The organism is Enterobacter cloacae complex sp. SHL012 (assembly GCF_049237505.1).
Taxonomy (GTDB): domain Bacteria; phylum Pseudomonadota; class Gammaproteobacteria; order Enterobacterales; family Enterobacteriaceae; genus Enterobacter; species Enterobacter kobei.
Genome location: NZ_JBMKIZ010000010.1, coordinates 34,349 through 55,811, shown reverse-complemented (window position 1 = coordinate 55,811; position 21,463 = coordinate 34,349). Strand labels below are relative to the sequence as shown.

Genomic DNA, 21,463 nt, shown 5'->3' with positions numbered 1-21,463 from the left:
CGTTACATTGGCGGGTTCGTTTGTGGCTTGAGGTGTAAAGAATGTAGCAGGAGAAAAGCGATAAAAAAAGGAGGCCGTCTGGCCTCCCTGTTAATTACTGCTGCGTGCCGTTGTTCTGCAACGTTAACAGCAACCCATCTCGCCGCATGGCAGCAGCCTCTTCTGGCTTATGCTGTTTGTCGAGCGTATCGGCAAGCCACGCGTAGTCATAGGCGTCCGGACGCTGTTTCAGTGCCGCACGGAAGGCGAGGCTCGCCTCCTGCCATTCGCCGTGCTTCATCAGTGACTGGCCCAGCGTGCTCCACAGCAGCGGGCGGTCGCCGACGGTTTTGATCTGCTGACGCAGCACTTTCTCGACTTGCTCTGGGTTATTGGTTTTCAGGCGCGGGATCACCATGACCAGACGATCGTCGTACTGGCGCTTGAGACCGTCGAGGAGGATCTCCTGGGCGGTGTCATGATCGTCACATTCAATAAGATGTTCCGCCATCGCCACCTGCAGAGGAACCTGCTGACGCGTTTTCCGGCTCTGATTTTTCCACCAGGTCTTCAGGCCGTCGCTACCCAGGTCGGCGCGTGCCTGATCCATCAGGCCAATCCATGCCAGACGCTGAAGCTCGTCACGATGCTCGTCATCACCCACTTCGGCCTTCGCCATTGACGGAATGATGTCCAGCAGCGAGCCCCACGCACCGGTACGAATATAAGCCTGTTCGGCAAGACGCAGGACTTCAGGATGGCGGGGAGCTATTTCCAGCAGGCGGTCAATGCCATGGCGCGCCGCATGGTTCTCATTGCGTGCCAGCTGCAGACGAACGCGGGTGATCTCCACCGGAATCGGGTCACCGGAAGCCAGTTCTGACGCACGTTCCAGATGCTGATTCGCACGGGCTTCATCACCGCGCTGCTGCGCTGCTTCGGCAGCCAGAAGATAGTTCACCACCGGCTGTTCTGCATGGTCGGCATTTTTCGACATCAGCTTTTCAACCTGCTGATAATCGCCTTCGGCGAGCTTAAGCAGCGCCTGCTCGGTTTGCTTACGCGCACGACGACGCTTGCGGCCAACGAACCAGCCGCGCGTATGCGCGCCGGTACGAAAAATACGGCGCAGGATCCATTCGACTGCCAGCAGTACTACGACGCCGAGGATCAGAATAATCACCAGACCCGTTACGCTGGTTTCGATGTTGTAATTATCGGTCTGGATCAGAACGTATCCCTGATGACCGGCAAGCATCGGTCCCAGGACGATCCCGGCGATCAACAAGATGAAGAGTAAGAGAACTTTTAGCATCATTACTCTCCTTGTGGCGCGCTGTCAGGCGCTGGCGCTGGCGCTGGTGCCGCTCCGCCTGTTTGCTCTGCCGGAACGCCCGGCTGTGCCAGCAGGTTACGCACGCGCGTCTGCATCAGTTTCTCCAGTATCGGCTGGCTGGCCAGCTTATCCGGTACGTTCATCGTGATGTTCTGCTGGCTCAGCTTGTCGATGTCTTCGAGGAAAGCGGTGGTCGTCGCGTCATCGGTATTGTAATACGCACGCACCCACGTCGAGACGTTATCCAGCGCCTGTTTGTAGGTCTCTTCCTGATGACGCGGCACAGCCTGAGCCGCCACCAGCAGGCGGGAACGGATGTTTTCGCGCAGATAGATATCCTGATTCGGCGCTAACAGCGGTACAGCGGTTTCATCGCGGCGACGGATGGTGATAAAGCTGTCCATAAAGTTCTGCCAGCTTTTCTGCAGGTTAATGCGCCATTCGCTCAGAGAGCTGGAAAGCTCGGTACCGTCGGAATCCATGGGGGAGTCGTCGTCGTTGTTATCCGCCAGCTGCAGGTTATCAATCTGATTCGAAAGCTGGTTCACCTTGAGGATAATGCCGTCGTAATCCACCTGCGAAACGGCGGAAAGACTCGCGATATCTTCGGTGATCGCGCGACGTGCGGTAATGAGGCTGGGATCGTTCATGTCTGCCAGGCTTGCATCGGCGCTTTTCAGCAGTGCGGCGGCGGTGGTAACGTCCTGGTCGCTCCAGAGCTTACGCCCGGCGAGTTTTACGAGGAAATCGGCCTGAGAGAGCAGCCAGGTTTTGGCATCGGTACCGGAAATCGTGGCGACTTTCTGCTGTACTTCGTCCAGTTGTTTGGTCAGCTCTTGCTGTTTGTTGTTTGCCTCGGCCAGCGCGGCAGCCTGCTGCTTAATCACCGCTTCCAGCTCGGTTTTCTGCGTTTCCTGCGCTTTTTGCAGGGAGGTAAGCTGATTGACCAGCGTATCGCTGGTGGCCGTCTGGTTAGCGCCCTGTTGCTTCACAAGGCCGTACAGGCCAACACCTGCCGCCAGTGCAATGGCGATGGCAATTGCGCTCAGCGCGAGGCTGGTTTTGTTGCTGCCGTTTTTCTTCTCAGCGGTTTTCTCAGTCGTCTCTGGCTGTGGCGTGGTGTCCACAGTCTCCCTGGTCTCTTCAACCACGGCGGAGGATTTTTCGTGTTCCGTCATTATGGCTTCCCATTTGAGAGTTATTGTAATGCGCGCAGCAGCGCATCGTTGTCGGCGTTATCAGCGATCCGAATATCCTGCCAGCCCAGTTCCCGGGCGAGGTTCGCCAGACGCTCACTGACGACCAGAAGCCGACAGCGGAGTAACCAGTTTTCGCGATACCAATGCGGTATCAGCGACCAAAGCTGTTGTAACATTTCACCGCTGGTGACCACCAGCGTATTAATGCCGCGCGCGTGCCAGCGCATCGCTTCTTCCGCGCCATCGTAGTGCTTTGCGCAACGCTGATAGCACTCAACGAACGTCACGTCGGCACCCCGTTCACGCAGCGTTTCGCCCAGCAGCTCGCGGCCACCATTGCCGCGCAAAATGAGGGCGCGCTTTCCGGCAATAGTTTGTAATTCAGGTAATTGTAGCAAGACTTCGCTAATTTCCCGATCTAACGGGTAGCGAACATCAGCGCCGCTTACGGTATGCAGCGCCAGCGCCGTTGAGCGACCAATGGCGAAATAGCGTGGGGCAGTTGTCCAGGACAGACTTTGCTGTTGCAGCTGGGCGTTGGCGAATTCCACGGCATGTTGCGACAACGCAAACAGAAGATCGCCTTCCTGCAGGGTATTTATCCGATCGGCGAGCGCAGAGAGCTCGCGACCGGGGGAGAATTCAATCAGCGGAAAACTCCAGGCCACCTGCCCCAGTGTGCGCAGACGGCTCACTAACTGCTCTCCTGCGGGAGAAGGGCGGGTGACAAGAATACTCATGCAGGGGGTTCTCCGTTATAGACCTCAGCCAGGATTTCACGCGCGCCGTTATTCAGCAGCTCTTCCGCCAGCGACACGCCAAGCTGTTCGGCATCTTGCGGATTGCCACGACGTTCGCCGCGTACCATCTGTGAACCGTCCGGGGCACCCACCAGCGCGCGCAGCCAGAGTTTCCCTTCGGTTAATTCAGCATAGCTGCCAATCGGCACCTGGCATCCGCCTTCGAGGCGGGTATTCATCGCCCGCTCGGCTTTTACGCGGATAGCGGTCTCGTCATGGTTCAGCGGCGCGAGCAGTTCGCGGGTACGCACATCGTCCAGACGGCACTCAATGCCGACGGCACCCTGGCCCACGGCCGGCAGCGACAGTTCTGGTGGTAGCGCCACGCGAATGCGTTCCTCCAGCCCCAGACGCTTCAGTCCAGCGACGGCAAGAATAATGGCATCGTATTCACCGTTATCCAGTTTGCCCAGGCGTGTGCCGACGTTGCCGCGCAGCGAGCGGATGATCAGGTCAGGGCGACGCTCCGCCAGCTGACACTGACGGCGTAAACTGGAGGTGCCAACTACGCTACCTTCGGGCAACGCATCAAGCGAGTCATAGCGGTTAGAGACAAACGCATCACGCGGATCTTCGCGCTCGCAGATGGTCACCAGCCCCAGCCCTTCCGGGAACTCGACGGGCACATCTTTCATGGAGTGCACGGCGATATCGGCGCGGTTCTCAAGCAATGCCAGTTCCAGTTCTTTGACAAACAGGCCCTTGCCGCCCACCTTCGCCAGTGGCGTATCCAGGATCACGTCACCGCGCGTGACCATCGGCACCAGCTCGACGCGCAATCCATTGTGGCAGGCTTCAAGGCGCTGCTTAACATAATGTGCCTGCCAGAGCGCGAGAGGGCTTTGGCGTGTGGCAATTCTCAAAACATTGTCTAACATGCTTGTTACCGTCATTATCAATCGCTAACCATCCTAACATTGTTGACTCTGGGATGGCAGTTTTACGGTTGATGAAGCGCGAGAGGGACACGGTGGCGTATTCGCCAGCCATAGCCGTATTCAGGAATTTACACGTACAGAACGGTGCTACACTTGTATGTAGCGCATCTTTCTTTACGGTCAACCGGCAAGGTGTTAAATTGATCACGTTTTAGACCATTTTTTCGTCGGTACCACCATAATGATAAGGGCGAAAAAAGGGTAACGGTTATCTTTTTGAAATACTGCGGGCTCGCGGTTATTCGTGTTTTGAATGGCTTACGACACCCGGAAACATCAGGCGATACGTCTTGTACCTCTATATTGAGACTCTGAAACAGAGACTGGATGCCATAAATCAATTGCGCGTGGATCGCGCGCTTGCTGCCATGGGCCCTGCTTTCCAGCAGGTATACAGTCTGCTGCCGACATTATTGCACTATCACCATCCGCTGATGCCTGGGTACCTTGACGGTAACGTTCCCAGAGGCATATGTCTTTTCACGCCTGATGAAACCCAACAGCATTATCTGAACGAGCTGGAACTCTACCGCGGCATGCCGCCGCAGGAATCACCGACAGGTGAATTGCCGATTACCGGCGTTTACACGATGGGGAGTACCTCATCGGTAGGGCAAAGCTGTTCTTCAGACCTGGATATCTGGGTCTGCCATCAATCCTGGCTCGATAACGAAGAGCGGCAGCTGCTGCAGCGTAAATGCAGCCTGCTGGAGAGCTGGGCCGCGTCGCTTGGCGTGGAAGTGAGCTTCTTCCTGATTGATGAAAACCGTTTCCGCCATAACGAAAGCGGCAGTCTGGGTGGTGAAGACTGCGGCTCGACTCAGCACATCTTATTGCTGGATGAATTTTATCGTACTGCTGTGCGTCTGGCCGGGAAGCGTATTCTGTGGAATATGGTGCCGTGCGATGAAGAAGAGAATTATGACGACTACGTCATGTCGCTTTATTCGCAGGGCGTTCTGACGCCAAACGAGTGGCTGGATCTGGGCGGCCTTAGCTCCCTGTCCGCAGAAGAGTACTTTGGCGCTAGCCTCTGGCAGCTCTATAAGAGCATTGATTCACCGTACAAAGCGGTGTTGAAAACGCTGTTGCTTGAAGCCTACTCCTGGGAATACCCCACGCCGCGTCTGCTGGCGAAAGATATTAAGCAGCGCCTGCACGATGGTGAGATTGTCTCCTACGGGCTTGATGCCTACTGCATGATGCTGGAACGCGTTACCGAATACCTGAAAGCCATTGATGACTCGACGCGTCTTGACCTGGTGCGTCGATGTTTTTATCTCAAAGTTTGCGAAAAACTGAGCCGCGAGCGCGCCTGTGTGGGCTGGCGTCGTGAAGTGGTCAGCCAGTTAGTGAAAGAGTGGGGGTGGGACGAAGCGCGTCTGTCCATGCTCGACAACCGCGCTAACTGGAAAATCGATCAGGTGCGTGAAGCGCATAACGAACTGCTCGATGCGATGATGCAAAGCTACCGTAACCTGATCCGCTTTGCGCGCCGCAACAACCTTAGCGTCTCCGCCAGCCCGCAGGACATTGGCGTACTGACCCGTAAGCTCTATGCCGCGTTTGAAGCGCTGCCGGGCAAAGTCACCCTGGTGAACCCGCAGATTTCGCCTGACCTGTCAGAACCGAACCTGACCTTTATCTATGTACCGCCGGGCCGCGCAAACCGCACCGGGTGGTATCTGTACAACCGTGCGCCTAGCATGGACTCGATCGTCAGCCATCAGCCGTTGGAATATAACCGCTACCTGAACAAACTGGTGGCCTGGGCGTGGTTTAACGGTCTGCTGACTTCACGCACCCGCCTGTTTATTAAGGGCAACGAGGTCGTCGATTTAGCCAAGCTGCAGGAGATGGTGGCGGATGTTTCGCACCACTTCCCACTGCGTCTGCCTGCGCCAACGCCGAAAGCGCTCTACAGCCCCTGTGAAATTCGCCATCTGGCGATTATCGTCAACCTGGAATACGACCCGACGGCAGCTTTCCGTAATCAGGTAGTCCATTTTGACTTCCGCAAACTGGACGTCTTCAGCTTTGGCGAACAGCAAAACTGTCTGGTGGGCAGCGTGGATCTGCTGTACCGCAACTCGTGGAATGAAGTGCGTACTCTGCATTTCAACGGCGAGCAGGCGATGATCGAAGCGCTGAAAACTATTCTGGGCAAAATGCACCAGGACGCCGCGCCGCCGGACAGCGTCGAAGTGTTCTGCTACAGCCAGCACCTGCGCGGTTTGATTCGTACCCGCGTGCAGCAGCTGGTCTCCGAGTGCATCGAGCTGCGTCTCTCCAGTACCCGTCAGGAAACCGGGCGCTTTAAAGCGCTGCGCGTCTCCGGCCAGACCTGGGGGCTGTTCTTCGAACGTCTGAATGTATCGGTACAGAAGCTGGAAAACGCCATTGAGTTTTACGGGGCGATTTCACATAACAAGCTGCATGGACTGTCGGTCCAGGTGGAAACCAACCACGTCAAACTGCCACAGGTGGTGGACGGCTTTGCGAGTGAAGGGATTATTCAGTTCTTCTTCGAAGAGTCGGGCGACGATGCCGGGTTTAACATTTACATTCTGGATGAGACCAACCGCGCCGAGGTGTATCACCATTGTGAAGGTAGCAAAGAGGAGCTGGTGCGCGACGTCAGCCGTTTCTACTCTTCTTCACATGACCGCTTCACCTATGGCTCCAGCTTTATCAACTTCAACCTGCCGCAGTTCTATCAGATTGTGAACGTTGATGGGCGAGCGCAGGTGATCCCGTTCCGTACGCAGGCAATTACCCCTGCGGTGCCAGCAAACCAGGATACCGCACCGCTGTTGCAGCAGTATTTCTCCTGATTTCGTGAGCCCGGTGGCGGCTAAGCCTTACCGGGCCTACAACAGCCCGAAACCGTAGGCCGGGTAAGCGCAGCGCCACCCGGCAACAAAACTACCTGAAACTGACGGTCTCACCCGCCTGCGCCGACGCTGCCTGCTCCAGCAAATCCCAGAACGTTTCGCCGCTGCGGTCGCAAACCCATTTCCCGTCTTTCAGATCGAAATGATATCCGCCCTGTTTTGCGGCCAGCCAGACCTGGTGAAGCGGTTCCTGGCGGTTAATAATAATTTTGCTGCCGTTTTCGAAGCTCAGGGTCAGAATGCCGCCGTTGATTTCACAATCGATATCGCTGTCGCCGTCCCAGTCGTCGAGACGTTCTTCGATGGTCATCCACAGGGTGTCTGCAAGGCGATGGAATTCACTGTCGTTCATGGTTTTGTTCCTGTTTTTCGTGATGCCGGCAGTATAACGCTAAATAATTCCCGTTGCAGGAAAGCGGCAAACTCTTGCTTTTGTGTCTTCTCCTGCGATGATAGAAACAGATTTGAACTTACGGGCAACTTTATAATGAAAAACGCTTTCCGAACGCTTGCCGTTCTCATCACCCTGTTTAGCCTGACGGGCTGCGGACTGAAGGGACCACTCTACTTCCCACCTGCGGATAAAACCGCGCCGCCGCCGACGAAACCCGTCCAAAGTGGCATTGAGTCTACCACGCCAAATACTAACGATCGTGGCGACAACGGTGGCCCGACTCAGGTTAATCTCTGACGACAACGTTCTGTACCCGCGCAATGGAGCAAATGATGCAGTTCTCTAAAATGCATGGCCTTGGCAACGATTTTATGGTCGTCGACGCGGTAACGCAGAATGTGTTTTTCTCCCCGGAACTGATCCGTCGCCTGGCGGATCGGCATCTGGGCGTGGGGTTTGATCAACTGCTGGTGGTTGAGCCGCCATACGATCCCGACCTCGATTTCCACTACCGTATTTTTAACGCGGACGGCAGCGAGGTTAACCAGTGTGGCAACGGTGCGCGCTGTTTTGCCCGCTTTGTCCGCCTGAAAGGGCTGACCAACAAGCGCGATATTCGCGTCAGTACGGCCAACGGCCGCATGGTGCTCAGCGTCACCGATGACGAACTGGTGCGCGTGAACATGGGCGAGCCTAACTTCGAACCCTCTGCCGTGCCGTTTCGCGCAAATAAAGCGGAAAAGACCTATATTATGCGTGCGGCCGAGCAGACAGTATTGTGCGGCGTCGTCTCGATGGGTAATCCGCACTGCGTGATTCAGGTAGATGATGTGGAAACCGCCGCGGTTGAAACGCTCGGTCCGGTGCTGGAAGGCCACGAGCGTTTTCCGGAGCGGGCGAACATCGGTTTCATGCAGGTGGTGAAACGTGAGCACATCCGCCTGCGGGTTTACGAGCGCGGCGCGGGCGAAACCCAGGCCTGCGGTAGCGGTGCGTGTGCGGCCGTGGCGGTCGGCATCTCACAGGGACTACTCGCCGAAGAGGTTCGCGTCGAATTACCGGGCGGTCGGCTTGATATCGCCTGGAAAGGACCGGGTCATCCACTGTATATGACTGGCCCGGCGGCACATGTCTATGACGGGTTTATCCATCTATGAAACAACCAGGGGAAGAACTGCAGGAAACAGTGACGGAACTGGACGACAGAGCTGTTGTGGATTATCTGCTGCGCAATCCTGAGTTTTTTATTCGCAATGCACGCGTCGTCGAAGAGATGCGCGTGCCGCATCCGGTTCGCGGGACCGTGTCGCTGGTCGAATGGCACATGGCGCGCTCGCGCAACCACATCAATCAGCTTGAAGAGAACATGACGCTGCTGATGGAACAGGCCAGTACCAACGAAAGCCTGTTCTATCGTTTGCTGCATTTGCAGGCGCGTCTGGCCTCGGCGCACAGCCTTGATGAGTTCCTTAGCCGCTTCCACCGCTGGGCGCGTGAGCTTGGGCTGGCGGGTGCAACGATTCGTCTTTTCCCTGACCGCTGGCGCATTGGCGCACCGTCCGGGTTTACCCATCTGGCGCTCAGTCGTCAGGCGTTTGAACCGCTGCGCATTCAGCGTCTGGGCCATGCGCATCACTATCTGGGGCCGCTGAACGGGCCTGAACTGCTGGTGGTATTACCGGAAGCGAAGGCGATTGGCTCGGTGGCGATGTCGCTGATGGGACGCGATGGCGATCTGGGCGTCATGTTATTTACCAGCCGCGACGCGCACCACTACGAGCAAGGCCAGGCCACGCACCTGCTGCAGGAGATCGCCCTGATGCTGCCCGAACTGCTGGAGCGCTGGATTGAACGCGTATGACGGACGGACCGCTTTCCACTGACGTCGCGCGCTTTCTGCGCTATCTGGGGGTGGAACGTCAGCTCAGCCCCATTACGCTGCTTAACTACCAGCGTCAGCTTGATGCCATCATGCAGATTGCCGACGAGATCGGCCTGAAAAGCTGGCAACAATGTGACGCTGCCACGGTACGCGGGTTCGTTGTGCGTAGCCGTAAAAAAAACCTCAGCCCGGCGAGCCTGGCCCTCAGGCTCTCCGCGCTACGCAGTTTCTTTGACTGGCTGGTCAGCCAGGGCGGCATAAAAGCCAACCCGGCAAAAGGGATCGCCACGCCGAAAGCCCCGCGCCATCTGCCGAAAAATATCGACGTCGACGACGTAAACCGTCTGCTGGATATCGATCTGAACGATCCGTTGGCGGTGCGTGACCGCGCGATGCTGGAGGTGATGTACGGTGCAGGCCTGCGTCTGTCTGAACTGGTGAACCTCGATTTAAAACACCTCGACTTGGACACCGGTGAAGTGTGGGTAATGGGCAAGGGCAGCAAAGAGCGCCGCCTGCCCATTGGCCGCAATGCCGTCGCCTGGATTGAGCACTGGCTTGACCTGCGCGGGCTGTTTGGCGCGGAAGAAGATGCGCTGTTCCTGTCGAAACTCGGCAAGCGAATCTCGGCGCGTAACGTACAGAAGCGATTTGCGGAGTGGGGTATTAAGCAGGGGCTGAACAGTCATGTTCACCCGCATAAGCTGCGACACTCCTTTGCGACACACATGCTTGAGTCGAGCGGCGATCTGCGCGGCGTGCAGGAACTCCTCGGCCATGCGAATCTGTCGACCACTCAAATCTACACCCACTTAGACTTCCAACACCTTGCCTCGGTGTATGACGCGGCGCATCCACGCGCCAAACGGGGGAAATAATGCGTTTTTACCGCCCACTCGGCCAGATCTCAGCCCTGACGTTTGACCTTGATGACACCCTTTATGACAACCGCGAGGTGATTCTGCGTACCGAGCAGGAATCGCTGGCGTTTGTACAGAATTACCATCCGGCGCTGAAAGCGATGCAGAACAAGGACTTCCAGACGCTGCGTCAGTCCCTGCGGGAGACCGAGCCGGACATTTACCATGACGTGACCGAATGGCGTCGCCGCGCGGTGGAGCAGGCGATGCTCAACGCGGGTCTGAGCGTGCAGGACGCGGCCATCGGTGCTGAGGCAGCGATGGAAAACTTTGCCAAATGGCGCAGCCGTATCGACGTGCCGCAGGAGACCCACGACACGCTGGCGAAGCTCGCCGAAAAGTGGCCGCTGGTGGCCATCACAAACGGCAATGCGCAGCCGGAGCTGTTTGGTCTCGATCATTACTTTGAGTTTGTGCTGCGCGCGGGCCCGCATGGGCGCGCCAAGCCGTTCAGCGATATGTACCATCTGGCGGCGGAAAAACTGACTCTGCCGCTGGGTAACATTCTGCATGTGGGTGATGACCTCACCACCGACGTGGCTGGCGCTATCCGCTGCGGCATGCAGGCCTGCTGGATCAAGCCAGAGAACGCCGACCTGATGACCACGCTGGATAGCCGTCTTCTGCCGCACGTGGAAATTTCACGGTTGGCATCCCTCACGACGCTGATATAATCACCAGTAATATTGTATAAATTACCAGGGTTTTGCAGTTGTAGGCCCGGTAAGCGAAGCGCCACCGGGCGTTTTGCTCTGTTCCTGAATACTATGTGACGGTGCCAATGGACGTTTCTTACCTGCTCGACAGCCTTAATGACAAACAGCGTGAAGCCGTAGCGGCCTCGCGCACCAACATGCTGGTGCTGGCTGGGGCGGGCAGTGGTAAGACGCGCGTGCTGGTTCACCGTATCGCGTGGCTGCAGAGCGTGGAAAACTGCTCGCCGTACTCAATCATGGCCGTCACGTTTACCAATAAGGCGGCGGCGGAGATGCGCCACCGTATCGCCCAGTTAATGGGTACCAGCCAGGGCGGCATGTGGGTCGGCACCTTCCACGGCCTGGCGCACCGCCTGCTGCGCGCGCACCATATGGACGCCAACCTGCCGCAGGATTTTCAGATCCTCGACAGCGAAGACCAGCTCCGTCTGCTGAAGCGTCTGATCAAGGCGATGAACCTTGACGAGAAACAGTGGCCGCCGCGTCAGGCGATGTGGTACATCAACGGTCAGAAAGATGAAGGGTTGCGGCCGCACCATATTCAGAGCTTCGGCAACCCGGTGGAGCAGACCTGGCAAAACGTCTACAAAGCCTACCAGGAAGCTTGTGATCGCGCCGGTCTGGTGGATTTCGCCGAGCTGCTGCTGCGCGCCCACGAACTGTGGCTCAACAAACCACATATCCTTCAGCACTACCGTGAACGCTTTACCAATATCCTGGTGGACGAATTCCAGGATACCAACAACATCCAGTACGCATGGATCCGCCTGCTGGCGGGCGACACCGGCAAGGTGATGATCGTGGGGGATGATGACCAGTCGATCTACGGCTGGCGCGGGGCGCAGGTGGAAAACATCCAGCGCTTCCTCAATGACTTCCCCGGCGCACAAACCATCCGTCTGGAGCAGAACTATCGCTCCACCAGCAACATTCTGAGCGCAGCCAACGCCCTGATTGAAAACAACAACGGGCGTCTGGGTAAAAAGCTGTGGACCGACGGCGTCGACGGCGAGCCGATTTCAATTTACTGCGCCTTCAACGAGCTCGACGAAGCCCGCTTCGTGGTGAACCGTATTAAAACCTGGCAGGATAACGGCGGCGCGTTAGAGCAGTGCGCCATTCTCTACCGCAGTAACGCCCAGTCACGCGTGCTGGAAGAGGCGCTGCTGCAGGTAGGTATGCCGTACCGCATTTATGGCGGTATGCGCTTCTTCGAACGTCAGGAAATCAAAGATGCGCTCTCGTATCTGCGTCTGATTGCGAACCGTAATGATGACGCGGCGTTTGAGCGCGTGGTCAACACCCCAACCCGTGGCATTGGCGACCGCACGCTGGACGTGGTGCGTCAGGCCTCGCGCGACCGCCAGCTGACGCTGTGGCAGGCGTGCCGCGAGCTGCTGCAGGAGAAAGCCCTTGCCGGTCGTGCGGCCAGCGCATTGCAGCGCTTCCTTGAGCTAATTGACGCTCTGGCGCAGGAAACCGCCGATATGCCGCTGCACGTGCAGACTGACCGGGTGATCAAAGACTCCGGCCTGCGCACCATGTACGAGCAGGAAAAAGGCGAGAAGGGTCAGACCCGTATTGAGAACTTAGAGGAACTGGTCACGGCAACGCGCCAGTTCAGCTACAACGAAGAAGACGAAGACCTGATGCCGCTGCAGGCGTTCCTTTCCCACGCCGCGCTGGAGGCGGGTGAAGGGCAGGCGGACACCTGGCAGGATGCGGTGCAACTGATGACCCTGCACTCCGCCAAAGGTCTGGAGTTCCCGCAGGTCTTTATCGTCGGGATGGAAGAGGGGATGTTCCCGAGCCAGATGTCGCTCGATGAAGGCGGACGGCTGGAAGAGGAGCGTCGACTGGCCTATGTGGGCGTGACGCGCGCGATGCAAAAGCTGACGCTAACCTATGCGGAAACCCGCCGCCTGTACGGGAAAGAGGTCTACCACCGTCCGTCTCGCTTTATTGGCGAACTGCCGGAGGAGTGCGTGGAGGAAGTGCGCCTGCGTGCCAGCATCAGCCGCCCTGTCAGCCATCCGCGTATGGGGTCACCGATCTCTGAAACGGACACCGGCTACAAGCTGGGTCAGCGCGTGCGCCATTCGAAGTTTGGCGAAGGCACCATTGTAAATCTGGAAGGCAGCGGCGAGCACAGCCGCCTGCAGGTGGCGTTCCAGGGGCAGGGGATCAAATGGCTGGTGGCCGCTTACGCTAAGCTGGAAACAGTGTAACATTCAGAAAAATATCATTATTTTGTAATAATCTGCTAGCCTTATACGTTGAAGGTCAATTAATGCCCTTCAGCGTTCCGTTGCGTGTTGACGCCACAGTTATAGCTGGCGTAACATGCGCGCACGATTACGCTAAGAGGACATTCGCCTTGGACACACCCAGTAGATACTGGCTCAATTCCCTGTCATCCAGGAACAACTCCTAAGGCTATCTCCCCTTGCTGATGGCCTTAGTGGTTGTCAGCGACTGCATTATTCCCGTCGCGCTGAGTCAGGCTGTTTAATGGTCTGAAACCCAATTTGTTTCTGTGTGCCCACCGAACTGTCCGATATTTTTTGCATTGGGAGTCCCGGTCATGTTGAGCGCATTTCAACTCGAAAATAACCGACTGACTCGGCTTGAAGCCGAAGAGTCACAGCCCCTCATTGATGCCGTATGGGTGGATCTGGTCGAGCCGGACGACGATGAGCGCCTTCGCGTACAATCTGAGCTGGGGCAAAGCCTGGCAACCCGTCCTGAACTGGAAGACATCGAAGCTTCTGCGCGTTTTTTTGAAGATGAAGACGGCCTGCACATTCACTCCTTCTTCTTCTTTGAAGATGCGGAAGACCATGCGGGCAACTCCACCGTGGCCTTTACCATTCGCGACGGTCGCCTGTTTACCCTGCGCGAGCGTGAACTGCCCGCGTTTCGTCTCTACCGCATGCGCGCCCGCAGCCAGGCAATGGTGGACGGCAACGCTTACGAACTGCTGCTCGACCTGTTTGAGACCAAAATCGAACAGCTGGCGGATGAGATTGAAAACATCTACAGCGATCTGGAAAAGCTGAGCCGCGTGATCATGGAAGGCCATCAGGGCGATGAATACGACGAAGCGCTCTCCACGCTGGCCGAGCTGGAAGATATCGGCTGGAAGGTGCGTTTGTGTCTGATGGATACCCAGCGCGCGCTGAACTTCCTCGTGCGCAAGGCGCGTCTGCCGGGTGGTCAGCTGGAGCAGGCACGTGAGATCCTGCGCGATATCGAATCCCTGCTGCCGCACAACGAATCCCTGTTCCAGAAGGTGAACTTCCTGATGCAGGCGGCGATGGGCTTTATTAACATCGAGCAGAACCGCATCATCAAGATCTTTTCGGTGGTATCCGTGGTGTTCCTGCCGCCGACGCTGGTGGCCTCCAGCTATGGGATGAACTTCGAGTTTATGCCGGAGCTGAAGTGGAGCTTTGGTTACCCGGGGGCGATTATCTTTATGATCCTCGCCGGGCTGGCGCCGTATCTGTACTTTAAGCGTCGTAACTGGCTTTGAGTATCCGCCCGGTGGCGCTACGCTTACCGGGCCTACAGAACGTGTAGGCCGGATAAGGCGCAGCCGCCATCCGGCAAAAAGGCACTACAGCCCTTTGCGCACTCTGCGCTGGGTGTAAATCGCATCGGCGACAAAAATCGCCAGCGCTACCCAGATAAAGGCGAACGTCACCATCTTATCTGCGCCCGGCACTTCGCCGTAAAACACCACCGCCAGCAGAAACATCAGCGTCGGGCCGATGTACTGGAAGAAGCCCAGCGTGGAGAGACGCAGACGCGTTGCCGCACCGGTGAAGCACAGCAGAGGAATAGTGGTCACCACGCCTGCCGCCATCAGCATCAGATTCAGCGACCACGGGTTGCTGCCCATATGACTGGTGGCGCTGTCGGCGATACCGAAGAGGTAGATCGCCGCCACCGGCAGCAGCCACAGGGTTTCAAACAGCATCCCCGTTTGGGCTTCCACCGCAATCTTCTTACGTACCAGACCGTAGAACGCAAAGCTGAACGCCAGGCCGAGGGCAATAATCGGCAGCGAGCCGAACGTCCAGAGCTGTACCAGCACGCCGCAGAAGGCCAGAAACACCGCCAGCCACTGCATACGGCGGAAACGTTCGCCGAGGAAAAGCATCCCCAGTACGATGTTTACCAGCGGGTTAATAAAGTAGCCAAGACTGGCTTCGAGCATGTGGTGGTTATTCACCGCCCAGATAAACAGCAGCCAGTTTCCGCCAATGAGCACCGCCGAGAGTGCCAGCAGGAAAACTTTCTTAGGCGTTTTGAGCAGCGTCTTGACGCCGGACCACTGACGGCTGAGGCTCATTAGCGCGATCATAAAGAAAAAGGACCAGATGACGCGGTGAGTGAGGATCTCGTCGGCCGGTACATAAGCGATAAATTTGAAGTACGCCGGTGCAATACCCCAAATAAAATAAGCGGCAAGGGCGAGTAAAACGCCCTGCCGCGTCTGTTTAGCATCCATCAGGAAAATCCGTTACAAAAAAGTGAATTAATTTTACCCGATTTTGCCGCTTCAACCCACCATATAAGTGGCGGTTGCGCTGGCGATATAAACCTGTTCTTCGTTGTGTAATTCTACGCGCGCCACCGCAACTTTATTCCCCGCACGCAGCAGGCTGCTGGAGCAGGTAAAGCGATTGCCGCGTCCGGGGCGAAGATAATCGACGCGTAAATCAATGGTGCCCATGCGTGCCAGACGCTGGCGGAGTTCGTCTTCATTGATGGTGGCATGACGCGTCAGCGTACTGCCCACGCAGACCAGACCAGCCGCCACGTCCAGCGCGGAAGCAATCACCCCGCCGTGCAAAATACTTTGCGCCCAGTTGCCCACCATCATCGGCTGGTTGTTGAAGCTCAACTGGGCAAACTCTTTCTCGTAACGTTCCAGCTCCAGACCCAGCGCACGGTTAAATGGCATATGGTAAACAAAAATCTCGCCCACGAGCTTTAACACTTCTTCAGAGGTAAGCATGGCTGACATGAGGCATCACATCCCTATTGTTAATGAAATGTTGATTTTATGCCTCAACAATACGGATTTCCACTTTCAGAAACGAGGAGGCGGAAGTTGGCGCAGAAGTCTGTAGAATGCCCGGATAAAATTATTCATTACACGTCACTATTTCAGGAGAACACCACCGATGCGGACGTATCTGGGTTGGTTACTGGCGGCGGTTGCGCTGCCCCTCACAGCATATGCGCAGGAAGCGACAGTTAAAGAAGTGCACGATGCGCCATCCGTACACGGTAGCATCATTGCTAACATGCTTCAGGAGCATGACAATCCGTTCACGCTTTACCCGTATGACACCAACTACGTGATTTACACCCAGACCAGCGATCTGAACAAAGAAGCGATAAGCTCCTATAACTGGTCTGATAATGCGCGTAAAGATGAGGTGAAGTTCCAGTTGAGCCTCGCCTTCCCGTTCTGGCGCGGTATTCTGGGGCCGAACTCGGTACTCGGTGCCTCTTACACGCAGAAATCCTGGTGGCAGCTTTCCAACAGCGGCGAATCTTCGCCGTTCCGTGAAACCAACTATGAGCCGCAGCTGTTCCTTGGCTTTGCAACGGATTATGAATTTGCCGGATGGACGTTGCGTGACGTCGAAGTCGGCTTTAATCACGATTCTAACGGCCGTTCCGACCCCACGTCTCGTAGCTGGAACCGTGCCTATACGCGCCTGATGGCGCAGAACGGCAACTGGATGGTGGAAGTGAAGCCGTGGTATGTGGTGGGGAGCACCGACGATAACCCGGATATCACCAAATATATGGGTTACTACCAGCTCAAGGTCGGCTACCAGTTAGGCGATGCCGTGCTGAGCGCGAAAGGCCAGTACAACTGGAATACCGGCTACGGTGGTGCGGAAGTGGGCCTGAGCTACCCGGTAACGAAGCATGTGCGCCTCTATACGCAGGTGTACAGCGGTTACGGCGAGTCGCTGATCGACTATAACTTCAACCAGACCCGCGTGGGTGTGGGCGTAATGCTGAACGATATTCTCTAAGCTGCTCGAATGTTTTTGCGTTAAACGTTGAAGTTTCTCTCTCAGGCGCTGAAAATAGCGCCTGTTTCATTTCTGGCATATGGGGTTAACGTGGCGCAGGCGGAAGTATTGAATCAGGAGTCGCTGGCTAAACAGGTTTTGCATGAAACCTTTGGCTACCAGCAGTTCCGCCCTGGTCAGGAAACCATCATTGAAACCGTGCTGGAAGGCCGTGATTGTCTGGTCGTTATGCCGACCGGCGGCGGGAAATCACTCTGTTATCAGGTGCCCGCGCTGGTGCTTAACGGCCTGACGGTCGTGGTATCGCCCCTTATTTCTCTGATGAAAGACCAGGTTGATCAACTGCTCGCCAACGGCGTGGCGGCGGCCTGTCTTAATTCCACGCAAACCCGGGAGCAGCAGCAAGAGGTGATGGCCGGGTGTCGCACCGGGCAGGTTCGTCTGCTGTATATCGCACCGGAACGCCTGATGCTGGATAACTTCCTCGACCATCTCGCACACTGGAACCCGGTTCTGCTGGCGGTGGATGAAGCGCACTGTATCTCGCAGTGGGGGCACGATTTCCGCCCGGAATATGCCGCCCTCGGCCAGCTCCGTCAGCGCTTCCCGGAACTGCCGTTTATGGCGCTTACCGCCACGGCAGATGATACGACGCGTCTGGATATCGTTCGCCTGCTGGGGCTGAATGATCCCTATATTCAGGTCAGCAGCTTTGACCGCCCTAACATCCGCTACATGCTGATGGAAAAATTCAAGCCGCTGGATCAGCTCCTGCGCTATGTCCAGGAACAGCGCGGCAAGTCGGGCATTATCTACTGCAACAGTCGGGCGAAGGTGGAAGACACCGCCGCGCGTCTGCAAAACCGTGGCTTTAGCGCCGCAGCGTATCATGCCGGGCTGGAGAACCACATCCGTGCGGATGTGCAGGAGAAATTCCAGCGTGACGACCTGCAGATTGTGGTCGCGACGGTGGCGTTCGGAATGGGGATTAACAAGCCCAACGTGCGTTTTGTGGTGCATTTCGATATCCCGCGTAATATCGAATCCTACTATCAGGAAACCGGCCGCGCCGGGCGTGATGGTCTGCCTGCGGAAGCGATGCTGTTTTACGATCCAGCCGATATGGCGTGGCTGCGCCGCTGTCTGGAAGAGAAACCGCAGGGACAGCTGCAGGATATCGAACGCCATAAGCTCAACGCGATGGGGGCGTTTGCCGAAGCGCAAACCTGCCGCCGTCTGGTGCTGCTCAACTATTTTGGTGAAGGGCGACAGGAGCCGTGCGGCAACTGCGATATCTGCCTGGATCCGCCGAAGCAGTACGATGGCCTGATGGACGCGCGTAAGGCGCTTTCGACCATTTACCGTGTGAATCAACGCTTCGGGATGGGTTACGTGGTGGAAGTGTTGCGCGGCGCCAATAACCAGCGTATCCGCGACATGGGCCACGACAAACTGCCGGTCTACGGGATCGGTAAAGATCAGAGCCACGAGCACTGGGTTAGCATTATTCGTCAGCTGATTCACCTCGGATTTGCCACGCAGAACATCGCTCAGCACTCGGCGCTACAGCTGACCGAAGCCGCGCGTCCGGTGTTGCGCGGTGACGTTGAACTGAAGCTCGCCGTACCGCGCGTGGTCGCCCTCAAACCACGCGTGATGCAGAAATCCTACGGCGGTAACTATGACCGCAAGCTGTTTGCCAAACTGCGTAAGCTGCGTAAAGCCATTGCTGATGAAGAGAACATCCCCCCTTACGTGGTGTTCAACGACGCGACGCTGATTGAGATGGCGGAACAGATGCCGCTCAGCGCCAGCGAAATGCTCAGCGTTAACGGCGTCGGCACGCGCAAGCTGGAGCGCTTCGGTAAAGAGTTTATGGCGCTTATCCGTTCTCACGTTGACGGAGATGATGAGGAGTAGTCAGCCGGCCAAAAAAGTGCCAGTATGATGACTCACTGAATTATTTCCCTGCGAGCCAATTATGTTAATGCTATTTCTCACCGTGGCGTTAGTGCACATCGTTGCGCTGATGAGCCCGGGCCCTGACTTTTTCTTCGTATCGCAAACAGCAGTCAGTCGTTCCCGTAAAGAGGCGATGATGGGCGTGCTCGGTATTACCATGGGCGTCATGGTCTGGGCGGCCGTTGCGCTGCTCGGTCTGAACCTGATCCTGGCGAAGATGGCCTGGCTGCATAACATCATTATGGTTGGCGGTGGCCTATACCTGTGCTGGATGGGCTACCAGATGCTGCGCGGGGCGCTGAAAAAAGAAGAGAAAAAAACGCAAGAGCCTAAGGTGGAGCTGGCAACGGGTGGTCGGAGCTTTGTAAAAGGGCTGCTGACCAACCTGGCGAATCCGAAAGCGATTATCTATTTCGGCTCGGTGTTCTCGCTGTTTGTGGGCGACAGCGTTGGCGCGGGCGCACGTTGGGGCATTTTCCTGCTTATCGTCGTGGAGACCTTCGCGTGGTTCACTATCGTGGCAAGCCTGTTTGCCTTACCGGCGATGCGCCGTGGCTACCAGCGTATCGCGAAGTGGATCGATGGCTTCGCCGGCGCGCTGTTCGCCGGCTTCGGCATTCATCTCATCATTTCTCGCTAAGCATGACGCGCTGACGCAAGCAGCGCGCCAACCAGCATAAACAGCGAGCCAAACACTTTGTTCAGGGCCTTCATCTGCTTAGGCCCTTTTATCCATCCGGCAATCCGCTGTGCCAGCGTCGCGTAACCAATCATCACGATAATATCGACAATAATTGTGGTCGCACCCAGCACCACGTACTGCATCACCTGAGGCTGGTGCGGCACGATAAACTGTGGGAACAGCGCGGCGAGGAACACAATGCTTTTCGGGTTGGTCAGGTTGACGAATACTGCCCGCTTAAACAGATGACCACGGTTTTGCGTCTGCGCGAGCGTATTCAGGTTAATGGCGCCAGCCGCGCGCCACTGCTGAATACCCAGCCAGATAAGATATGCCGCACCGGCCCATTTCAGCACTTCAAACGCCAGCACCGAGCGGGAGAATAGCGTTCCCAGCCCAATCCCGACCAGGACGATGTGAATGCCCAGCCCGGTTTGCAAACCGGCAATCGACGCCGCCGCCCCGCGATAGCCGTGGTTGATGGAGGTAGTCATGGTGTTAATCGCACCCGAACCCGGTGAAAGGCTCAGGATGATGGATGTCAGCAGGTAGGCGAACCACCACTCGAAGGTCATTTGAAACTCCCGAATCGTCTGTTTTTATGCCACAATACGCTATTGATGAGTCATTTTGTGACCGGTTACGAAAAAAAACGATATTCCCTGGATTACGTGAGTGGAAACCCAATGTTTCAGCAGAAAAAGGACTGGGAAACACGAGAAAACGCATTTGCTGCTTTCTCTATGGGGCCGCTGACCGATTTCTGGCGGCAGCGTGAGGAAGATGAGTTTACGGGCGTCGGGGGCATCCCGGTACGCTTCGTTCGTTTCCGTGATGAGAAAAATGACCGGGTAATCGTGGTTTGCCCGGGGCGCATTGAAAGCTACGTTAAATACGCCGAACTGGCCTACGATCTGGTCCATATGGGGTTCGATGTGCTCATCATCGACCACCGTGGACAGGGGCTGTCCGGACGCATGCTACAGGACACGCACCGTGGACATGTCGATCGCTTCAGCGATTACGTCGACGATTTTGCCGCGTTCTGGCAGCAGGAAGTGCAGCCCGGCCCCTGGCGTAAGCGCTATATCCTTGCGCACTCCATGGGTGGCGCTATTTCGACGCTGTTTTTGCAGCGGTATCAACACCAGTGTGATGCCATTGCGCTAACCGCGCCGATGTACGGTATCGTCATACGTTTCCCCGACTGGATGGTGCGTCATCTTCTCGACTGGGCTGAGGGCCATCAGCGCATTCGTGAAGGCTATGCCATCGGGACCGGACGCTGGCGTGCGCTGCCGTTCGCCATCAACGTCTTAACCCACAGTCGGCAGCGTTATCGCCGCAACCTGCGCTTTTATGCCGATGAACCGCGCTTACGCGTCGGTGGCCCGACCTGGCACTGGGTGCGGGAGGGGATTCTGGCCGGTGAACAGGTGCTGGCGGGGGTAGGCGAGGATGACACGCCAACACTCCTGATTCAGGCTGAAGAAGAGCGTGTGGTCGATAACCGCATGCATGACCGTTATTGTGAATTGCGCGCCGCCGCCGGTCACCCTTGTGAAGGGGGAAAACCGCTGGTCATCAACGGCGCTTACCATGAGATCCTTTTCGAAAAGGACGCTATGCGCTCAGTCGCGCTCAACGCCATTGTTGAATTTTTCAACAGGCATAACTGATTATTGTTTTCCACCAG

The 21,463-nt window shown here is 56.6% G+C and carries 21 protein-coding genes; 13 read left to right on the top strand and 8 right to left on the bottom strand.

The window, feature by feature from the left end; translation table 11 throughout:
- Window positions 1-94: 94 nt before the first annotated feature.
- Genes hemY through hemC form a run of 4 tightly spaced genes read right to left on the bottom strand, consistent with a single transcriptional unit; the run spans window position 95 to window position 4,192 of the window.
- Window positions 95-1,294 (bottom strand): protoheme IX biogenesis protein HemY, encoded by a 1,200-nt coding sequence (gene hemY / locus ACOTY9_RS21120; protein WP_014885656.1) that lies wholly within the window; start codon window positions 1,292-1,294, stop codon window positions 95-97.
- 2 nt (window positions 1,295-1,296) lie between these two features.
- Entirely contained in the window at window positions 1,297-2,493 is a 1,197-nt protein-coding gene (gene hemX, locus ACOTY9_RS21115; RefSeq protein WP_348566099.1) for a uroporphyrinogen-III C-methyltransferase, read from the bottom strand.
- Between the two features lie 20 nt (window positions 2,494-2,513).
- Window positions 2,514-3,254 carry a uroporphyrinogen-III synthase gene (gene hemD / locus ACOTY9_RS21110; RefSeq protein WP_014885654.1) on the bottom strand — a complete coding sequence of 247 codons (741 nt, stop codon included), beginning with the start codon at window positions 3,252-3,254 and terminating at the stop codon, window positions 2,514-2,516.
- Window positions 3,251-4,192 (bottom strand): hydroxymethylbilane synthase, encoded by a 942-nt coding sequence (hemC, locus tag ACOTY9_RS21105; RefSeq protein WP_032629599.1) that lies wholly within the window; start codon window positions 4,190-4,192, stop codon window positions 3,251-3,253. The genes hemD and hemC overlap by 4 nt, the downstream gene beginning before the upstream one ends.
- Before the next feature lie 350 nt (window positions 4,193-4,542).
- On the opposite strand from hemC, the gene cyaA reads away from it, so the two are divergent.
- Window positions 4,543-7,086: a class I adenylate cyclase gene (gene cyaA, locus ACOTY9_RS21100; protein ID WP_023331572.1), complete on the top strand. Its 2,544-nt coding sequence runs from the start codon at window positions 4,543-4,545 to the stop codon at window positions 7,084-7,086.
- Between the two features lie 91 nt (window positions 7,087-7,177).
- Here the strand turns inward: cyaA and cyaY are convergent, their stop codons facing one another.
- On the bottom strand, window positions 7,178-7,498 hold the full coding sequence (cyaY, locus tag ACOTY9_RS21095) for an iron donor protein CyaY (RefSeq protein WP_348566100.1): 321 nt from the start codon (window positions 7,496-7,498) through the stop codon (window positions 7,178-7,180).
- A gap of 135 nt (window positions 7,499-7,633) precedes the next feature.
- On the opposite strand from cyaY, the gene lptM reads away from it, so the two are divergent.
- From lptM to corA, 8 genes are all read left to right on the top strand, one after another.
- Window positions 7,634-7,837: an LPS translocon maturation chaperone LptM gene (gene lptM / locus ACOTY9_RS21090; protein WP_014885650.1), complete on the top strand. Its 204-nt coding sequence runs from the start codon at window positions 7,634-7,636 to the stop codon at window positions 7,835-7,837.
- Between the two features lie 35 nt (window positions 7,838-7,872).
- Window positions 7,873-8,697: a diaminopimelate epimerase gene (gene dapF, locus ACOTY9_RS21085; protein ID WP_014885649.1), complete on the top strand. Its 825-nt coding sequence runs from the start codon at window positions 7,873-7,875 to the stop codon at window positions 8,695-8,697.
- The gene (locus ACOTY9_RS21080; protein ID WP_023331571.1) at window positions 8,694-9,401 is read left to right on the top strand and encodes a DUF484 domain-containing protein; all 708 of its coding nucleotides are present in this window, start codon (window positions 8,694-8,696) and stop codon (window positions 9,399-9,401) included. Before dapF ends, ACOTY9_RS21080 begins: the two co-directional genes overlap by 4 nt.
- Complete coding sequence (gene xerC / locus ACOTY9_RS21075; RefSeq protein ID WP_014885647.1) at window positions 9,398-10,300, top strand: tyrosine recombinase XerC; 903 nt, start codon at window positions 9,398-9,400, stop codon at window positions 10,298-10,300. Before ACOTY9_RS21080 ends, xerC begins: the two co-directional genes overlap by 4 nt.
- Window positions 10,300-11,016 (top strand): 5-amino-6-(5-phospho-D-ribitylamino)uracil phosphatase YigB, encoded by a 717-nt coding sequence (yigB, locus tag ACOTY9_RS21070; protein ID WP_023331570.1) that lies wholly within the window; start codon window positions 10,300-10,302, stop codon window positions 11,014-11,016. The genes xerC and yigB overlap by 1 nt, the downstream gene beginning before the upstream one ends.
- A gap of 107 nt (window positions 11,017-11,123) precedes the next feature.
- Window positions 11,124-13,286 carry a DNA helicase II gene (gene uvrD / locus ACOTY9_RS21065; RefSeq protein ID WP_014885645.1) on the top strand — a complete coding sequence of 721 codons (2,163 nt, stop codon included), beginning with the start codon at window positions 11,124-11,126 and terminating at the stop codon, window positions 13,284-13,286.
- A 149-nt stretch (window positions 13,287-13,435) separates the two neighbouring features.
- Entirely contained in the window at window positions 13,436-13,492 is a 57-nt protein-coding gene (gene ysgD / locus ACOTY9_RS21060; RefSeq protein ID WP_212743980.1) for a YsgD/CorL family protein, read from the top strand.
- Between the two features lie 150 nt (window positions 13,493-13,642).
- Window positions 13,643-14,593 (top strand): magnesium/cobalt transporter CorA, encoded by a 951-nt coding sequence (gene corA, locus ACOTY9_RS21055; protein ID WP_008501540.1) that lies wholly within the window; start codon window positions 13,643-13,645, stop codon window positions 14,591-14,593.
- 84 nt (window positions 14,594-14,677) lie between these two features.
- Here the strand turns inward: corA and rarD are convergent, their stop codons facing one another.
- Window positions 14,678-15,574, bottom strand: a complete 897-nt coding sequence (gene rarD / locus ACOTY9_RS21050; RefSeq protein WP_014885644.1) for an EamA family transporter RarD — start codon at window positions 15,572-15,574, stop codon at window positions 14,678-14,680.
- Between the two features lie 51 nt (window positions 15,575-15,625).
- On the bottom strand, window positions 15,626-16,093 hold the full coding sequence (gene yigI / locus ACOTY9_RS21045) for an acyl-CoA thioesterase YigI (protein ID WP_333110149.1): 468 nt from the start codon (window positions 16,091-16,093) through the stop codon (window positions 15,626-15,628).
- Window positions 16,094-16,253: 160 nt separating this feature from the next.
- On the opposite strand from yigI, the gene pldA reads away from it, so the two are divergent.
- The 3 genes from pldA to rhtC all read left to right on the top strand — a co-directional run bounded on the left by pldA (window position 16,254) and on the right by rhtC (window position 19,725).
- Window positions 16,254-17,123, top strand: a complete 870-nt coding sequence (pldA, locus tag ACOTY9_RS21040) for a phospholipase A (RefSeq protein WP_014885642.1) — start codon at window positions 16,254-16,256, stop codon at window positions 17,121-17,123.
- Window positions 17,124-17,213: 90 nt separating this feature from the next.
- Window positions 17,214-19,043, top strand: a complete 1,830-nt coding sequence (recQ, locus tag ACOTY9_RS21035; RefSeq protein WP_014885641.1) for an ATP-dependent DNA helicase RecQ — start codon at window positions 17,214-17,216, stop codon at window positions 19,041-19,043.
- Window positions 19,044-19,104: 61 nt separating this feature from the next.
- Complete coding sequence (gene rhtC, locus ACOTY9_RS21030) at window positions 19,105-19,725, top strand: threonine export protein RhtC (protein ID WP_014885640.1); 621 nt, start codon at window positions 19,105-19,107, stop codon at window positions 19,723-19,725.
- Here the strand turns inward: rhtC and rhtB are convergent.
- Window positions 19,722-20,342: a homoserine/homoserine lactone efflux protein gene (rhtB, locus tag ACOTY9_RS21025; protein WP_014885639.1), complete on the bottom strand. Its 621-nt coding sequence runs from the start codon at window positions 20,340-20,342 to the stop codon at window positions 19,722-19,724. The two genes, rhtC and rhtB, sit on opposite strands and share 4 nt — an antisense overlap.
- Window positions 20,343-20,453: 111 nt before the next feature.
- On the opposite strand from rhtB, the gene pldB reads away from it, so the two are divergent.
- Window positions 20,454-21,446, top strand: coding sequence for a lysophospholipase L2 (gene pldB / locus ACOTY9_RS21020; RefSeq protein ID WP_032664919.1), 993 nt, complete (start codon window positions 20,454-20,456; stop codon window positions 21,444-21,446).
- The last annotated feature ends 17 nt before the right edge of the window (window positions 21,447-21,463 follow it).

Bases quoted from the DNA above. Each gene is read 5' to 3' on its own strand.
- hemY (WP_014885656.1), bottom strand. From the start codon at position 1,294: ATGCTAAAAGTTCTCTTACTCTTCATCTTGTTGATCGCCGGGATCGTC.
- hemX (WP_348566099.1), bottom strand. From the start codon at position 2,493: ATGACGGAACACGAAAAATCCTCCGCCGTGGTTGAAGAGACCAGGGAG.
- hemD (WP_014885654.1), bottom strand. From the start codon at position 3,254: ATGAGTATTCTTGTCACCCGCCCTTCTCCCGCAGGAGAGCAGTTAGTG.
- hemC (WP_032629599.1), bottom strand. From the start codon at position 4,192: ATGTTAGACAATGTTTTGAGAATTGCCACACGCCAAAGCCCTCTCGCG.
- cyaY (WP_348566100.1), bottom strand. From the start codon at position 7,498: ATGAACGACAGTGAATTCCATCGCCTTGCAGACACCCTGTGGATGACC.
- lptM (WP_014885650.1), top strand. From the start codon at position 7,634: ATGAAAAACGCTTTCCGAACGCTTGCCGTTCTCATCACCCTGTTTAGC.
- dapF (WP_014885649.1), top strand. From the start codon at position 7,873: ATGCAGTTCTCTAAAATGCATGGCCTTGGCAACGATTTTATGGTCGTC.
- ACOTY9_RS21080 (WP_023331571.1), top strand. From the start codon at position 8,694: ATGAAACAACCAGGGGAAGAACTGCAGGAAACAGTGACGGAACTGGAC.
- xerC (WP_014885647.1), top strand. From the start codon at position 9,398: ATGACGGACGGACCGCTTTCCACTGACGTCGCGCGCTTTCTGCGCTAT.
- yigB (WP_023331570.1), top strand. From the start codon at position 10,300: ATGCGTTTTTACCGCCCACTCGGCCAGATCTCAGCCCTGACGTTTGAC.
- uvrD (WP_014885645.1), top strand. From the start codon at position 11,124: ATGGACGTTTCTTACCTGCTCGACAGCCTTAATGACAAACAGCGTGAA.
- corA (WP_008501540.1), top strand. From the start codon at position 13,643: ATGTTGAGCGCATTTCAACTCGAAAATAACCGACTGACTCGGCTTGAA.
- rarD (WP_014885644.1), bottom strand. From the start codon at position 15,574: ATGGATGCTAAACAGACGCGGCAGGGCGTTTTACTCGCCCTTGCCGCT.
- yigI (WP_333110149.1), bottom strand. From the start codon at position 16,093: ATGTCAGCCATGCTTACCTCTGAAGAAGTGTTAAAGCTCGTGGGCGAG.
- pldA (WP_014885642.1), top strand. From the start codon at position 16,254: ATGCGGACGTATCTGGGTTGGTTACTGGCGGCGGTTGCGCTGCCCCTC.
- rhtC (WP_014885640.1), top strand. From the start codon at position 19,105: ATGTTAATGCTATTTCTCACCGTGGCGTTAGTGCACATCGTTGCGCTG.
- rhtB (WP_014885639.1), bottom strand. From the start codon at position 20,342: ATGACCTTCGAGTGGTGGTTCGCCTACCTGCTGACATCCATCATCCTG.
- pldB (WP_032664919.1), top strand. From the start codon at position 20,454: ATGTTTCAGCAGAAAAAGGACTGGGAAACACGAGAAAACGCATTTGCT.